11 protein-coding genes are annotated in these 15181 nt (G+C 50.6%); all 11 read right to left on the bottom strand.

All coding sequences use genetic code 11. The features are described 5' to 3' along the window. Positions 1-484: 484 nt before the first annotated feature. Genes AADB16_RS10355 through AADB16_RS10305 form a run of 11 tightly spaced genes read right to left on the bottom strand, consistent with a single transcriptional unit; the run spans position 485 to position 15180 of the window. Positions 485-1906, bottom strand: a complete 1422-nt coding sequence (locus AADB16_RS10355; RefSeq protein ID WP_410803635.1) for an oligosaccharide flippase family protein — start codon at positions 1904-1906, stop codon at positions 485-487. 50 nt (positions 1907-1956) lie between these two features. Continuing rightward, positions 1957-3258, bottom strand: coding sequence for an O-antigen ligase family protein (locus AADB16_RS10350; RefSeq protein WP_410803076.1), 1302 nt, complete (start codon positions 3256-3258; stop codon positions 1957-1959). A gap of 35 nt (positions 3259-3293) precedes the next feature. Next, positions 3294-4442, bottom strand: coding sequence for a glycosyltransferase (locus AADB16_RS10345; RefSeq protein ID WP_410803074.1), 1149 nt, complete (start codon positions 4440-4442; stop codon positions 3294-3296). After that, a complete protein-coding gene (gene asnB, locus AADB16_RS10340) occupies positions 4439-6334 on the bottom strand; it encodes an asparagine synthase (glutamine-hydrolyzing) (RefSeq protein WP_410803072.1) in 1896 nt (631 codons plus the stop codon). Before asnB ends, AADB16_RS10345 begins: the two co-directional genes overlap by 4 nt. After that, complete coding sequence (locus AADB16_RS10335; RefSeq protein ID WP_410803070.1) at positions 6334-7506, bottom strand: glycosyltransferase family 4 protein; 1173 nt, start codon at positions 7504-7506, stop codon at positions 6334-6336. The genes asnB and AADB16_RS10335 overlap by 1 nt, the downstream gene beginning before the upstream one ends. Beyond that, positions 7503-8690 (bottom strand): glycosyltransferase family 2 protein, encoded by a 1188-nt coding sequence (locus tag AADB16_RS10330; RefSeq protein WP_410803068.1) that lies wholly within the window; start codon positions 8688-8690, stop codon positions 7503-7505. The genes AADB16_RS10335 and AADB16_RS10330 overlap by 4 nt, the downstream gene beginning before the upstream one ends. After that, complete coding sequence (locus AADB16_RS10325; RefSeq protein WP_410803066.1) at positions 8687-9802, bottom strand: FemAB family XrtA/PEP-CTERM system-associated protein; 1116 nt, start codon at positions 9800-9802, stop codon at positions 8687-8689. Before AADB16_RS10325 ends, AADB16_RS10330 begins: the two co-directional genes overlap by 4 nt. Continuing rightward, positions 9792-10919: a GNAT family N-acetyltransferase gene (locus AADB16_RS10320; RefSeq protein WP_410803064.1), complete on the bottom strand. Its 1128-nt coding sequence runs from the start codon at positions 10917-10919 to the stop codon at positions 9792-9794. Before AADB16_RS10320 ends, AADB16_RS10325 begins: the two co-directional genes overlap by 11 nt. A 21-nt stretch (positions 10920-10940) precedes the next feature. Continuing rightward, on the bottom strand, positions 10941-12767 hold the full coding sequence (locus tag AADB16_RS10315) for a carbamoyltransferase (RefSeq protein WP_309043336.1): 1827 nt from the start codon (positions 12765-12767) through the stop codon (positions 10941-10943). Then, positions 12764-13759, bottom strand: a complete 996-nt coding sequence (locus AADB16_RS10310; protein ID WP_410803062.1) for a polysaccharide deacetylase family protein — start codon at positions 13757-13759, stop codon at positions 12764-12766. Before AADB16_RS10310 ends, AADB16_RS10315 begins: the two co-directional genes overlap by 4 nt. A gap of 59 nt (positions 13760-13818) precedes the next feature. Beyond that, a complete protein-coding gene (locus AADB16_RS10305) occupies positions 13819-15180 on the bottom strand; it encodes a hypothetical protein (protein WP_410803060.1) in 1362 nt (453 codons plus the stop codon). Between the last annotated feature and the right edge of the window lies 1 nt (position 15181).

Genomic DNA, 15181 nt, shown 5'->3' with positions numbered 1-15181 from the left:
TGGTAATATCACAATCATAAATACGGTGTCAGATAGCAGCTAAAGCTCTCTTTTGACGCTAAAATCGAGTAGGAAGTAACAGAATCAACCAATCACCATGAACCTACGGAAAACGCTGCATTAATGCGTACCTAGAAATCAATAGGCACTTTGGAAAACCATCTTTTTCAGATACAACGCCAGATAGTCGTATCCAAGTATCCAAGTATCCAACATCATGGGAGACCTTTTAGTAGCAATGAATGAGATTGCTTTACATGGGTACCGCAAAGCTCCAATGGTGAGGTTGTTTTAAAGCCCGGAAACTGACGAAATACCGGCCCCAAGATATCGATACCTTCCCAATGCCTGTAATAATGCTGTGGATACCTAATCGGCTGTTATAACACCAGACAAAAACGGCCTTCCACCCACCAAGACTTTAAAGAACCTGAAATTGACCTACAGGATTGGTTGTAAAGTACGATCTTATAGTTATCAGAACTTAGAATAATCTTCTAACTTCTACCCACAGCGGATGCCGAGTCAACTTCAAACCAACTATCCAAACTACGGGAAGAAATATAGAAACAACCCCAAGCCCCCAAAATACACTCGCACCTTCTGAGAGAACGGTTTGTTGTATACCATATGCCACAATCCCACAAACTATTGTTAGAATCGCTGTACCTCGCCACGCGACCAAAAATTCTATAACATTTAGTTTCATAAATCGCCTTAAAACCAAAGTGGTCAGAATAAAGTCAACTAATCCTGAAAGAACAAAACCTATAGCGACAGCATTGAGACCTAATGGAAATAAAACAATTATAGCAATAAATAAAACACCGAACGCGACTCCTTCTTTTATTGCCAACACCCTCTCACCACCCTGAGAAATCAGTAGATCGGAAGAAAACCAATGGATAGTGCGAAACATTGCCCAGATTGCGATAATACTGGCGTAAGGTGCAGCAGCTATCCATTGATCTCCAAAAAACAGTAGAATCGCTGGAAGGCTTACGATGCTTGCTACTGCGAGCACCGGGAGAATCAATCCGCCAAGCATTATGCTAGCCTGTGTATATGCCTGATTTGTATCGCCGCCGGACCGCTTAACATCAGCTAAATATGGTAGCACCACCGGTTTTACGCCCATAAGCAAGGTTTTTGAGACAAATTCGATAAAACCTAGCCCCCTGGAAAACATTCCCACCTGCGTTGGAGTACCTACCTTTCCAATGATCATATCCGGAGCAGTTACCATACCTCGGTTAAATAGGTTTGCCAGCGACGCATATACACCAAAAGCAGCAATCTCTTTAAACCGACCTAATGTAGGAATCCAAATCATAGATTTTGGCATAAAAAACAAAACCATTAAAAACTCTGCTAATACTGCTAAAGTGTAACCCCAAGCAAGTGCATAGTAACCATAGTCGAGAAGAATCAATATAATAGTACTGATCAAGTTTACGATCGATGTAACCATTTTTATTATAAAAATATCTCCAAATCGAAACTCGCGCGTCATCAAAGCAGCAGGGATACTTATCATGGGTGCAAGAAAAAAGCTAACTGACAGTATTTTGAATATGTTTTCTATAGGAGGCAAATCATAGAACTCTGACATGAAGCCAGCCACTACCCAAATAGATCCGCCCAACCCCCATGATAGAAGCATAGTCAGTCCCATTGCTGAGCTGATTTTTTCTCTAGTTAACTCATCCTCACGAACCAAATAAGACCCTGCTCCCAGTATGCGAAATTCACTCATAATCATCACAACAGCACTAGCTATAGCAAAGGTTCCAATCTCCTCCGGTGTAAGAAGCCTGGCAATGATCATGGAAGAAAAAAGGCCGATTAATCTCATGCCATATCGGGTAGCCGAGGAAAAAACAATTGATCTACGGAGACTTGCCATAATTTTAGTCAATAAATTAGAATAAATTAAGCTCAAAAAATCTAGACTTCTTATCTTGACTCATTGCTGAATCTAATGTAATAAATATTTGATGCCACTGCAATAAACATAATTAACCAAAAGAAAACTTCGGCTCGTGCTCTATTTATAAAACTAGCTGCAATAAGGAAACTTATAAACGCGCCTTCTAGTGCTAACATTTTGAAATAGGCTTCGTAATTTTCTATATCTATTAAATAGGCCTTTGTCTTTCTGGAAACTTTAAACACTGAAACAAGAAGCATTGCCATGAACGCAAGACCGACCCAGCCGACCTCCGCTAGAACCTGAAACCAACTTGAATGAACAGCCTTACCTTTTATGCCACCTTCAAAATAGTGTTCTGGAAGGTAGTTTGGGCTCAACTGTATGTAGCCTTGAACACCGACCCCTAGTGGGTAATCCTTTAGCAAATCAAAAGTCGCGAACCAAAACTCTATTCGATGCGAACCGCTTTTCGAGCCATCGTCGACACTTTGAAGCGTTTCCATTCGGGACCAAAATGCTTCGTCTGCAACATATGCGGTACCTGCCAAGGCAATTAAAACAATAAAAATTGCGGTAGCTCGCTGTCCTTTCCTCTGATACCTTGAAAAAATCATATAGAAAAGTAAGAAGGAAGCACCCAGCACAGCCCCAACAAACGAACCCCGGCTATTAATCAGTACCACCCCGTTGACAATTAAAGCACCACAAAATAAAGCCACGATTTTGGTTTTCGTTTTACCCATCCAAGCCATGTATGTCAGAATAATTAATGCAGGTATCATTGCCGCGGCGGTCATATTTCCATCACCACCGGTATCAATCATCCCGATGCCCTCAACTCTTCCCTGCCAATCACGGCCTACTGAGTATGCCATATATCCAATATAGGTCGCCCCGAAAACATACGCCCAAAGAACTGCATTCAGAGCCCTTTCAGAGTTGATGAGTTTATAGGCGACAAGAGTAATTATTATCAGCTTAGCGAAGTCAAAGGTAAAGCGTTCATGGACATCAGGAACAACTGCGAAAAAAATCATAAAGCAATACATCAGAAGCAATGCTATAACCCACTTAAATATGGGCTGCTCTCTCCAGCGAGCTTGAGAAGATAGCTCCTTATATCTAATTGAAAGAGAAAACAACATTAGTAGAGATGCAATAAAAGAATACTGTATTCCAGGAATACTAGCCGCCCACCACCTTATATCTGGATTGACAAAATACACTAACTGATAAACTAGAAAGGAAGCAAAAGGCGCAATAAATAATGCAGTAAATATCCCTCCTGCAAACAAAAAAATGAAAATTAACGCAAACTTAGGCATTTTTTGTACCAGGTCTAGCAAGGTTTTCTTTAAGATTACTCATTCAAGCCGTAGCTTGAGCTATATTTTTTTACCATAACGGGTCCGCTAAACTTTTCCCTAAACCGTAGCATACCAGCCTCTGCCAATTTCTCTCTGCCGATTCTATTTTGAGACATTCTAGCTATCGCACCGGAAAATGAAGCTACCTCATTCGGCTCTGTCAGTATGCCGGTTACTGAATCCTCAATAATTTCAGGGTTTCCACCCACGCGTGTCGCTACTGCTGGTACTCCTAAGCTCATAGCTTCTAACAATGTCATCGACGTACCCTCAGTATGGGACGAAAGCAGAAACACGTCCATTGCGGCAAGATGGTGCACCGGGGCTTTGATGAAACCAGTGAACAATGTTCGGTTTGCTATGTGGAGACTTTCCGTCAACTCAACCAGTTCGGATTTAGCAGGCCCATCTCCGACCATCAATAGATAACTATCTGGGCATTTTTCCAAAAATGCCTTGAAGGCTTTCAGCATCATCTGTTGGTTCTTCACCGGATCGAGCCGGGAAACCGTACCTACAACAAGTGCCCCAGGGGGAATTCCTAGCTCTTCTCGGACCTTTTGCGCTTCAGTCTCGTTTCTGGTCAGAGGGGCAATACCGTTGTAGATCACCTGGATCTTACGCCTTGGAATGAACTCATACTTTACGAGCGCATCCTTAGTCGCCTCCGAAATTGCAACGATAGATGGAGTGAACAGCGCCATTATGGGATTAATAAGCATCGCTTTATAGCGATACCTGTCCGGATAAAAACGGCCGTGCTCGGTAAATACCACTTTTGCGCGTGTAGGCAATGCCGCTAACCATCCATACATCCAAGGCGTGTATTGATGGCAGTGCACTACATCAAAGCGCCCTTCCCTCAACCGCTTGCGGATGGCTTTTATCAACGCCCAGTCAAACCCCTGCTTGCGCGCAAGTTTATGAACTGGAACACCAGATTGCTGAAGCGTTTCGCCAATAGGCCCTATGTGGCCATCGATACATAGAATTTCAGACTCGACGCTTTCACTGGCCATTCCTTGAACAAGCTGGCGTATAACCTGTTCTGTACCGCCAATCCCCATATTGAAGGTAATGTGCAGTACTCTCAGCGGCTTTCTGGCTGATTTTGTTGCTGTCTTGCTCTGTTCGACTGTCATGCACTCACCTGGTACTGCTGCCACCACAGCTCAAAGGCCAGTAAAGACCACAACTCCTGGGTGAACTGGTCATCCCCTGCCAAGTGCCTTTGCCAGAGATTGCGAATACCCGCTGGCTCAAAGAAGTTGGCGACGCCGCTATTTGGAGCTAACAACAGCTGTTCAACGGTAGGCCTCAGTTCATGGCGTAACCAGTGGGCTAAGGGCACTGAAAAGCCCATTTTCTTTCTGTATAAGATATCTTCAGGCAGCATTCGCTCAAAGGCCTTTTTGAGAACGTACTTTTTCTCTTTACCGTTGAGCTTGAGCGCTGAAGGTATTTGGGCCGCGTATTCCACAACCCGGTAGTCGAGAAGCGGGGCCCTGGTTTCCAAGGAGTTAGCCATGCTCATGCGGTCTACTTTCACCAGAATATCACCGGGAAGGTAGGTTTTTATGTCGGTATAGAGAATGCTGGAAAGGTGGTCGTCTGTGTCTGCATTTTTGTAATGGGCACGGGTAATATCCGCTGGGTCGTAACCCTGGGTTTCCCGCTTCAGTTCATCGGTAACGAGATCGTTCCAAACATCTCTACGGAAGAAGCTGTTGGTGATGAAAAATGCTTCGTCCGGATCAAGCGCCAGAGTTCCCAGAAGGGATTTTGCTTTACGCGTAGGGCCGGAGTTGATCAAGCCAGCCAGGCGCGCCAACCCTGGGAATAGATTGTGGCGAATTCCTGCCGGGAACAGACCCCTGAGGCGGTTCTCAACGTGATCTGTGTAATATTTGCTGTAGCCTGCAAAGTTCTCATCGCCACCATCTCCTGCCAATGCCACGGTTACTTTTTGTCTGGCTAACTGCGATACATAATACGTGGGTACAAACGAGGGGTCGGCAAAGGGCTCATCAAAGAACCGCGCAATGCTGGCAAGGCTGTCTGCGACATTGTCTTTCACAGTGAATTCGTGATGATCGGTTTTGAATTGCTGGGCAACCTTCTTGGCCCAGTGCACTTCATCAAACCGTTTTGAATCAAAGCCGATAGCGCAGGTTGTCACGGGTGTGCTGGTGTGGCCTGCCATCAAGCCAACCACAGCGCTTGAATCAATTCCGCCACTGAGGAAGGCCCCAAGAGGCACATCGCTCACCATGCGCAGGCGAACGGCATCGTCAATCAGGTTGTAGAGGCCATCCTGCAATTCATCCAGGCTGGCATTTGAAGGCGAACCGAAAGACACATCCCAGTACTGTTGCTGGTGTGTGTGGGTGCCATCTGTTTCCAACCAATAGCCGGGCGCCAGTTTGTGCACGTTTTTGTAGATGGTTTTGGGGTCTGGCACGTACTGGTAAGCGAAAAAGTCCTTGATGGCATCGTGCCGCAATTCGGTTTTAACGAAGGGGGCGGGTGTTAGAGCTTTTAACTCCGATGCGAATACAAACTGCCCATTGGCTTCGTAAAAGTACAGTGGCTTCTTGCCAAGGCGATCCCGTGCCAGGAATAGTTTTCGGGCTGAGCGATCCCAAATGGCCAGAGCGAACATGCCATTCAGTAGTTGGAGGCAATCGGGGCCATGAATCTCGTAGAGCGCGAGTAGAACTTCGGTATCCGTGCGCGTGCGGAAGCTATGGCCCTGGCTAACCAGGTCGTCGCGCAGTTCCTGAAAGTTATAAATCTCGCCGTTGTAGGCAATCACGTAACGCCCGGAGGTGGATACCATGGGCTGGGTGCCGGCATCGCTGAGATCAAGAATACTCAGCCTGCGATGTACCAGGCCTACTGCGTCGTCGAGCCACGTTGAGCCCGCATCTGGGCCCCGGTGAAGGATTGCCTGCCCCATGGTGTCGAGCCAGCCCTGATGGGCTTCTCTACCAGGTGTTGAAGCAGTGCGAAGGAAGCCGGCGAACCCGCACATTAGCCCACCTCTCGCTTTTCTGGGGACTGTGTCGCGGCTACGGGTTTGGCTTTGCCAGTCAGCTCTCGGAACAAGGCTTCATATTCATCGGCCATACGGGCAGCGGAGTAGCGCACATGCACCATTTCCCTGGCATTTTGACTAAGGGTGGCCGCCAGCGCGGGATCTTCCAGAACCTGTTTGCAGCATCCAGCCAGTGCAGCCTTGTCACCAAAGGGCGCCAGTAAGCCTGTTTTGCCATGCTCTACTAGCTGATCAACTCCGGGAATATCATAGGCAACTACAGGAATTCCCACAGCCATGGCTTCCATCATGCACCGGGGAATACCCTCCAGTGAGGATGTCATAACGAACAAGCTGAATTTGGAAAGCAGTTCCAGACGATCACTGCGAAAGCCCAAAAACTCTATGGCATTAACACTCTTAAGTTGAGCTGCCTGCTGTTCCAATTCTGATCGTTGACTGCCATCGCCCAGCAGTTGCAATCGAAGGTTTGGCTGCGTTTGGTAAATCCTGTCAAAAACCTCTATCAGATCCGGTATTCCCTTGCGGGGAATCATCTGGCCGATAAAGCCAATGACGGGGAAATCTTTATCCATAGTATTTCCCTGAGGCAGGCTTGCCAAAGCCGCATCGATTTCCTTTAGATCCACGCCGTTGCGGATAAACGATGTTCTGGCTTCGGGCACTTTGAATCGCTTCATGTCGTCCATCAGTTCCTCCGACAGCGGGACAACCCGGTCGAAGTAGCGAAGCATGTAGGTGCCGATGCGAATGAATGTGGCGAGCTTGAAGCCAACGTTACCGGAGAATCCGTGTGGTGTGCTGACACAAGCAATGCCCGCCCGCTTGGCAGCCAGCAGCCCTAATATGTCGGATTTGTATCCGTGAGTATGGATAACGTCGATCTTGTTGTTGCGGATCACTTCGCACAGTTTGCTAACTACCCGAAAGTCGAAACGGCCGTTCATCTCCAGGTAGTAAACCTGCTGGCCATCCGTGCGCGGGTAGTATTCGGCAACGGAAAGATCCTGATCCGGAGATTCCCGGGTGACAGCAAGATCGCAGATCACATCATCGTGGTTGATGTTGTTGGCCAGCGCGAGAACCCAACGTTCTGCCCCGTAAAAACCCGCTGGGGTAATGAACTGAAGTACTCGTAGCTTACTCACTGGTCTGACACTCCGGAATTCCTTGTTTCGTTGTTTCTGGCGCTACTCCAGGTTACTTGAGTCTGCCCCTGTAGCGCCTTAACAATGCCGCGAACTGCATAGCCGTTAACCATTACGAAGTAATACGGCGTAGCAATCCAGGTTGGCAATTCGTTGCGATTTTGCGAAAGATGCCCCACGAGCGTGAGCACTAACATAAGTACCGTGCCTGCCGTAATGAGCTTGAATAAGCCCAGCCCTGAAAACGCGAGAAGTACACTGCCTGCGACACCTACTAGCAGAAACAAGGGAATCAGCCAGCGCAGTAATTTGTGAGAGATAACCTCAAAGGCAAACACGCCTGATTTTCCTGGGTTCATTACCCGCCCTACTCGCATCAACCCACGAATACTGCGGTTTACGATGCGTTCTTTGCGAGCCACTTCCCGATCAAAATCGCCGGCGGTTTCTTCAAAGCACTTTGCATCTGCATCGAACACGCCACGGTAGCCTTTGGCGATGATTTGCAGGGGGTTCACAAAATCGTTGATGTCTTGCTGCTGCAGCGGCTCCCACAGTTTGGTGCGAATGGCGTAGATGGCGCCATCTCCGCCCACTACGGAATGCAGGCGGGATTCCATGGCTTTGATGGCCAGCTCGTAGCGCCAGTAGAGGTTTTCGTTGCGGGCGCTGGCGCCCTCGTTGCCGTCTGTGTATAGCGCTGCGCCCACCACATAACCTACATCGAGATCTGCAAAATTGCGTACCAGTTTGCTGATGGCATCGTTGGCATACATGGCGTTGGCATCGCTGAACACGGTGATGTCGGCTTTCACCTGTTCCATGGCAAGGTTGATGCCCATGGTTTTGCCCAGCCGGCCTTCCTGGCGGATCAACAGGATTCGATCGTCTTCAAACTCGTTTACGGCCTCATCGGTGCCATCGTCTGAACCGTCTGACACCACTATGATCTGGAGCAGCTCTTGCGGGTAGTCCAGCTCCAGTGCGTTTAGAAGCTTCTCCCGAATTACGTCTGATTCGTTGTAGCAGGAAATAATCAGCGCCACTGAAGGTTTGTGCTCGCCCCGGCGGTGGGTGGTATCCGGCAGGCCCCGGGTGAGCAACCACAATATGGCCGGGTACCCGAAATACACGTACACGGGCACGGCAAGGCAAAGCAGAGTTAACAGCAGTACTAACGTCATAAGGTAATGTATCGTCTCAATTTTGGGCCAAGCCAGTTGGCAAACGACAGCGGTAGGCGTCGCCAGATATTTTCTATGAGGGGCCGCAGCTGGGAGGCAACGGATGCCCCGGTGCTATAAGATTCGTTGCCCGGCAGATTTACCATGCCGCTGCGGTATTCTGTCCAGATCAGCTCATAGGGCTGAGCGCCCCACTGTTTCTTGAATCGGTAGGTGCCTTCATTCAGTGTTGAGCGGCCAAAGTCGAACCGGGTGTATCCCAGATCGCACACATGGCTTAACAAGGTCCAATACAGCAGCATGTTGGGCGCAAGCCGGTTGAACTCCTCCAGGGTGGATGCCCAGGGAATGCAGGCTTCTTTACCCCCCAGCAATACGATGCCCGCGCCCACGGGCTTATCGGCCTGGAAAACAATACCAATCAGCATGTGCTCGCCGTAGGCGGCTTTCAATTCCTGAAACCACTGCAGGCTATGCACTGGTGAGCCCAGCCTGCGCATGTTCTGGGCGAATACCTCATAAAACAGATCGACCGCATCCGCTTCTGTGCGCAATTCAGCTCTCAGCCCATTTTTCTCAGCCTTGCGAATCTGGCTCCGCAGCTTGGGTTTGTAGCTTTTGAACAGGGCTTCGCTGTTTTCCGGTAAGTCACACAGCATTCGTACTTTTGTGCTTCCGGGCAGAGCATCAACGCTCTGTTTTTTTTGTTCGCCAGAGGCGTCTTTGTCAGCGTTCAACGCTTCACCACCCTCACGCATTTCGAGGATTTTAATGCGGTTTGTTTTAGTCAGGGCTCCGGCTTCGGCAATCAATCGTTCCCGGATTTCTGCGCTGTCTGCCAGTGCACCGCCAAGATCGCAGAATGGCAGTGTCACCAGGCTGCTGGTGCCGATGGGTGGCTTTACTTCCACCAAGGGCAGTACACCGCACAGTATTTCGTTCTGGTGCGCGCTTATCAGCCAGCCTGTATGGCCATAGGCTTGTTCAGTTGCTTGCAACCAGGCACTACGGTGATAGGGCGTTGCTGCAGAATGCTCTGCAACGTACTGGTTGTATTCGCTTACCGGGAATGCGTTAAATCTGGAAGCCCGGATATGAAGTTCAGCGCTCATTGTCGGCACCTGCCTCCCCAAGCCAGCGGTTTCTTGCTCGCCTTGCAACATCCTCAAGCTTCAGTTTGAAGCGGGGCCGCTGTAAAGCAATCTGCACCAGGTTGCGATGAAAATGGCCAAGATTGGACTTGTAACGCTCATCGCCGCCCATGAAATCGTAATAGTCGAACCCTTGATCGCGGTAATCTTCAATACACAGCGCGTGGCCCAGTAAACCAGGCTTGAGGCGGTTATCAGTCTCAACGGCCATACCGCCCAAGTAAAAATACACCACCTTGTTGTGGAGCAGGTTGTAGAAAAAAGCAATTTCCTCATCGCCTGCCATCACGGAAATCAGATCAACGCCTCCCTCCGCCCACTGTTCACGGATAAGCTCCCGGTGGAATCGCACGAAATCCGGGTTGGCAAACCCGCTCTGGTCCGGCCCTTTGCCCCAACGTTCGAGGTGCCTGGGGCCGATGGCATCGAATACGGCCAACGCTTGGTCTACGGATTCAGGGCGAACCAGGGTGACTTCACCTCGCTCGCTGTAAAGCCGGTGCGCACGATTTATCTGGTGGCGAGTGTTGCGCGAAAGGGTAGCGAGATAGTTTCCTCCGCTTTGGCGCAAGCCATCAAGATCGACCCCAAAACAAGGTGCTTCCCAACGCAGATGCTTGTACAAGCCGGTGATTTTCGCATAGCGGTCGGCTTCGTCGGCGTCAATGGCCCCCAGAATAAACTCGTCCCAGCCAGGCATGGTACGGCACAGGTGCTCCAAGCAGGCTTTCGCAACGGCGTCTTCTTTACCGCGTTCAGCCAGAAAACCGTTGTACTCGATCCAGATTTGATCAAGCAGCTTGTGGCCGGTTTGATGCAGGCGCAGGCAGCGGGATTTCAGCAGGCCATGTCGGCGCTCATCGCTCTCTACTACCAATCCCAAGCCAACCAAGCGCTCGCCTTCCATTACGCGAAGTACCAAGGCACTTGGCTTATAAACGTTCAGCCAATGCCCCAGCCATTGCCAGGATAGAAACACCGTGGGTTGTGCACGGTGTTCCAGATCCAGCCAGTCGCTGCGCAAGGTTGCGCATTGGCTGGCTGGTTCTGTTGTCACGGTCAGCCGTCCTGCTGTCATGGTGCTACGTCCGTTGCCTGTTCAGTGCCCGGGGTTCGGGTGTTTTACCAGGAATGGGCCTATAGCGAGATAGTCCAGAGCACCCTGAATGAAGGCTCTTACCCCGTCTTCCGGAGAGTTGACGATGGGCTCTTCGTGCATATTGAAACTGGTGTTGATCAGGCTTGGGATGCCGCTGAGCTTTTCGTATTCACTCAATATGTCGTAATAGCCGGGGTTGGCTTCACGCTGGATAAGCTGCGGTCTGGCTGTGCCATCTACGTGCACGGCCGCCGGGCAGTTTTCTTTCATGAAGTCGGTGCAGTCAAATGTGACCGTCATGAATTCAGCTGCATGCTCAGCGCCTTTGATATTGAGGTAGCACTTCTCGCGGGCTTCGTAGAGCGTAACCGGCGCGAACGGCATGAACTCGGTGCGACCAAGGCGCTTGTTCAGCCACTGGTTCACTTCCGGTTCGCGGGCGTGGTACAAAATGGAGCGGTTACCCAGGGACCTTGGGCCATATTCCATGCGGCCATCGAACCTTGCGACCACTTCGCCGCCGTGAATCAACGCGGCGACTTCAGCCGCCAGATTCTCAGGCCGGCGATACTGCAGGTTTTCCGCCTTGAGCGCCTTTTCCATTTCGGCTTCGGAATAATCCGGGCCCATGTAGGCATTCACGATGGAGGGTTTAACCCCACCTGGCCAGCTGTGATAGAGCGCAGCGCCTGTGCCACAGCCACCATCGCCCATGTTCGGGTACACGAAGATGTGGTTAACACCCTCGATTTCAAAAATACGCTGGTTCAGCTTTACGTTTGCCGTTACACCGCCAGACAGCACGATGGTATCGATACCGGTTTTTTCCACCCAGTAGCGAATGTAGTTGGTCGCTACCTTCTCCAGCACATACTGGTAAGCGGCTGCCACATCGATTTTCGGGAATTTGGAGGCGAGATAACGGGAGAAAAATACGTTATTTGCTTCGTAAATCCGGAAGTCACCCGGCTTCTGCTCAATGCGGGAGAGAAGAATTTCGCCCAGGATTTCTGGGTCGCCGTAAGAGGCTAATCCCACAATTTTACCTTCGTGACGGCTTGGCTTGAAACCAAGGCTGGATGTCACGTGCTCGTAGAGGGTACCGAGCGAGTTCGGGAATGGCAGTCCATGCAAACGGTGGATTTTGCCATCGCGCGCTTCACTTACCGAACCGGCCAATCCGGAGCCGTAGCCATCCAGAGTCACGCACAGTGCACGCTCATAGCCACTGCACAGAAAACTGTTGGCAGCGTGAGACAGGTGGTGATCCATGCGCTTGACTGGCTTGGTCCAGCCCATTTCACTCAAGCCTTGAACGAGTTCGTTTTCCCACTGTTGGAACGATTCGGTTGCACCCTCACCCCACTGCCGGGAGGATTTCAGAGCCGCGTTGTTAGACGCCAGCTTCTGCACACCAGCCATGTTGTAATAAGAGTTATGCAGAAACCCTTTTTCCATAATGGCGTTGGGGTGCTGAAGGCCGTGAATCGGCTGATTGCGATCTGGCACTCTGCCCAATGCATCTTTGATCTGTGGGCTTAGATCCTTGGGTTGAAAACCTTTGATAAAGGTCTTCTCATCTTCCAGGTTTTTTGTGAACAGCTTCTGTTCGTTCTCCCAGGTGAGGAACGGATAGCACACCAGGTCGAAGTCGCTCATGGAGAGGCCGGTGTACGCAAGTGCTTTCTCCAGTGCCAAGCGCGGGAAACCGGATTGCTGCTTGGTTCTGGTAAACCGTTCTTCACCCGCGGCGAAGAGGATGTTGCCATCTTCAACAATTGAAACTGTTGAGTCTTTGTCTAGCGGGGATATCCCTAGCACCTTCATGCCTTACTCTCCATATACTGGCGAACGCGGGTGGGCGATGAAGCCTGACCGCCTAATTCGTTGAAAAAGAAATCGAAAAACTGTCGAAAGCTGTCCAGAAACGCCTTTAATTGGGCCTCGTTCTGTACATAAGTCGTGTTACCCGGCACTACGCTGGGGCTATGGAAGCTCCAAGTGAACGTGCGTACGCCCTGATTGTAGAGTGCCCTTGTAAGCTTGATGTGTTCGGCCGGTGTGAACCCTTCCGGAGAAAGCATTAGCCTATCTACCGCGCCGGCCCGAGCGAGAATGCCCGGAGCCTTAAACTTACGCAGCCGTTGCGCCGCCTCGTACAGCGGGACAGCCACAGGTTGGGCCCAGCCGATAAAGCCACCGGTGCAGGGAATCTCCAAAATGGGTTTATCGGACCCACCAAACCAGAACGTGTGTGCGTTGTACCTGCGATAGTCCGGCCCGCCATCCTCACGGGAATCCAGGGGTGGGCAAACAGATAAATCAATAGTGAACCCCAGTTCCTGAAGAATGCCCGTGGTATTAGGCCCAAAACCGTAACGCCCGGCTTTGTAGGCAACAGGGGCCTTGCCGAAGTTCTTCTCGATCGTGTCGCGTAACACGCGAAGTTTTTCCCGTTCAAGACCTTCCGGCAAATTACCCGGGTACATGTTCGAGCGGGACAGTATTTCTTCCTGGGGCGGGTTCACCCAGGGGTGGAGATGTGCCCCAATTTCACACTGGTTTTTCTCGGCAAACTGTTTGAGCAACCCATAACCACGCGGCTGGCTGGCGACCGGATAATCAATGACGTAACACGGGCGAATGCCATACTCATTAAAGATGCTTTGAGCACGGTCGATGTGGGCCATGGCGGTCACCCGATTTGCCTTGGCGTCTGGCTCGGCGCTCCAATCAAACTCTTCTTCGGTATCAATCACCACGATAAGTTGTGGTGGTGTCTCCGGTGGGAGCCGTATTTCCTTCTTTTGTTCAAACATGATTCCATTCCTGACTGTCGTATCGCCGCGCTACTGTGCATAGCTCTATTGGCCAGCTATCAACGCTGCCTGCTCAGTGCAAAACCGTGAGTCAGCACAAAGCGCAGTTCAAATTGTTCTTCATCGCTTCGGGCCAGGCGCGTTCGCAAGTACGATTGGTTCAACTCCACACCAAAGGTTGTATTTTCAGCCAGCTGCCTACTCCAGCTAGTAGTAAAACGATGAATTTGCTCAATAATTATGTTGGCGTCTTCATCTGCTTCGGCGTTCCAGCTGTATCCCAGGGTTAGCCTTTGAAGCGCCGTCAGCTGAAAACCAAGCGTGGTACCGGCGCGGTATTCATGGGTGGTAGCACCGGAAACCTGGGATTCCAAAATTGAACCCTCTGCATAGATGCCAAGATCACATACATCGCAAACCCGTTGGTTGTTGTGGGTAAATAGCAGTGCGTCGGTAACAACCAGTTCTCGCAACCGAATGGTCTCGGGCAGGAATGAAAACTCCGGTGGGAAGCCTGTAGAAAGATCTGTGGCGCTGTCAGACATGCTGCGGTCGTATTTGATGGCTGTACGCCAATCGGACGTAACCCAGGAGCGTTCCAAAAAGCCGGTTATCGCTTCATTTTCGCTGAGTGTACCGTCTGGGTATTCCGAATTTGCTTTGCTACCGCCGCCTCCAATACTGAAAAAGCCACCTTCCGCATCGTAGCTGTATACCAACTGCACTGTGTCGATGGTGATATCGGTACGCTGCTCCTCAGACCAGCTTCGACTGGCGTTGAGACTGCCAGTGGAGCGCTCAGTGAGCCTACGTGATAATTGGCTACTGGCGGTTACCGATTTCTGGTCGTTCAGGGTGTCTTCGCCAAACGTGCGGCCAGCCTGGCCGGAGAATCTTAGTGTTGTGAGTTCGCCCGGGTAAAACCGCAGTCCTGCGCCTGCACTGAGGCTGTTCTGCACGTCGTAACTCGACGGGTTGATTACAAACCCTGTGTCGTTACGCACTGAGTTGACTGTATGGCCGAGGTTAAAGTCTAACCGGCTACTGGGGTCTTGATGGGTGTATCGGGCTGCGCCATTAATAGTGCTGTTGTCGGACTGATCCGAATCCGCCGATTGCCAACTGGTATCAACCGTACCGCCATACTGAAGCACCAGCGCATTGGCGCCTTTCTCCAGAGAGCCTCCTATAACCCCGGATACACCCACTCCCGGCTCCGTATTGGTATCCGTATACGTGCCTTGATCTGTGCGGGTGTGAGTAACAGCGGTGAACACAGAGGCAGAACCGGAGAGCACTGAAATGTCGTCACTGGGGTCCTGCGCCGTTGCTGCGAATGACCAGACAACACCGCAAGCGCCAACCAATATACTGGCGAGGCGGTAGTTGTTTGCAATCCCTGTCCCTGCTCTTCGCTCCACT

The organism is Marinobacter sp. KMM 10035 (assembly GCF_046537445.1).
Lineage (GTDB): Bacteria > Pseudomonadota > Gammaproteobacteria > Pseudomonadales > Oleiphilaceae > Marinobacter > Marinobacter sediminicola.
This window is presented reverse-complemented; position numbering and strand designations above follow the sequence as displayed.

Bases quoted from the DNA above. Each gene is read 5' to 3' on its own strand.
- AADB16_RS10355 (WP_410803635.1), bottom strand. From the start codon at position 1,906: ATGGCAAGTCTCCGTAGATCAATTGTTTTTTCCTCGGCTACCCGATAT.
- AADB16_RS10350 (WP_410803076.1), bottom strand. From the start codon at position 3,258: ATGCCTAAGTTTGCGTTAATTTTCATTTTTTTGTTTGCAGGAGGGATA.
- AADB16_RS10345 (WP_410803074.1), bottom strand. From the start codon at position 4,442: ATGACAGTCGAACAGAGCAAGACAGCAACAAAATCAGCCAGAAAGCCG.
- asnB (WP_410803072.1), bottom strand. From the start codon at position 6,334: ATGTGCGGGTTCGCCGGCTTCCTTCGCACTGCTTCAACACCTGGTAGA.
- AADB16_RS10330 (WP_410803068.1), bottom strand. From the start codon at position 8,690: ATGACGTTAGTACTGCTGTTAACTCTGCTTTGCCTTGCCGTGCCCGTG.
- AADB16_RS10325 (WP_410803066.1), bottom strand. From the start codon at position 9,802: ATGAGCGCTGAACTTCATATCCGGGCTTCCAGATTTAACGCATTCCCG.
- AADB16_RS10320 (WP_410803064.1), bottom strand. From the start codon at position 10,919: ATGACAGCAGGACGGCTGACCGTGACAACAGAACCAGCCAGCCAATGC.
- AADB16_RS10315 (WP_309043336.1), bottom strand. From the start codon at position 12,767: ATGAAGGTGCTAGGGATATCCCCGCTAGACAAAGACTCAACAGTTTCA.
- AADB16_RS10310 (WP_410803062.1), bottom strand. From the start codon at position 13,759: ATGTTTGAACAAAAGAAGGAAATACGGCTCCCACCGGAGACACCACCA.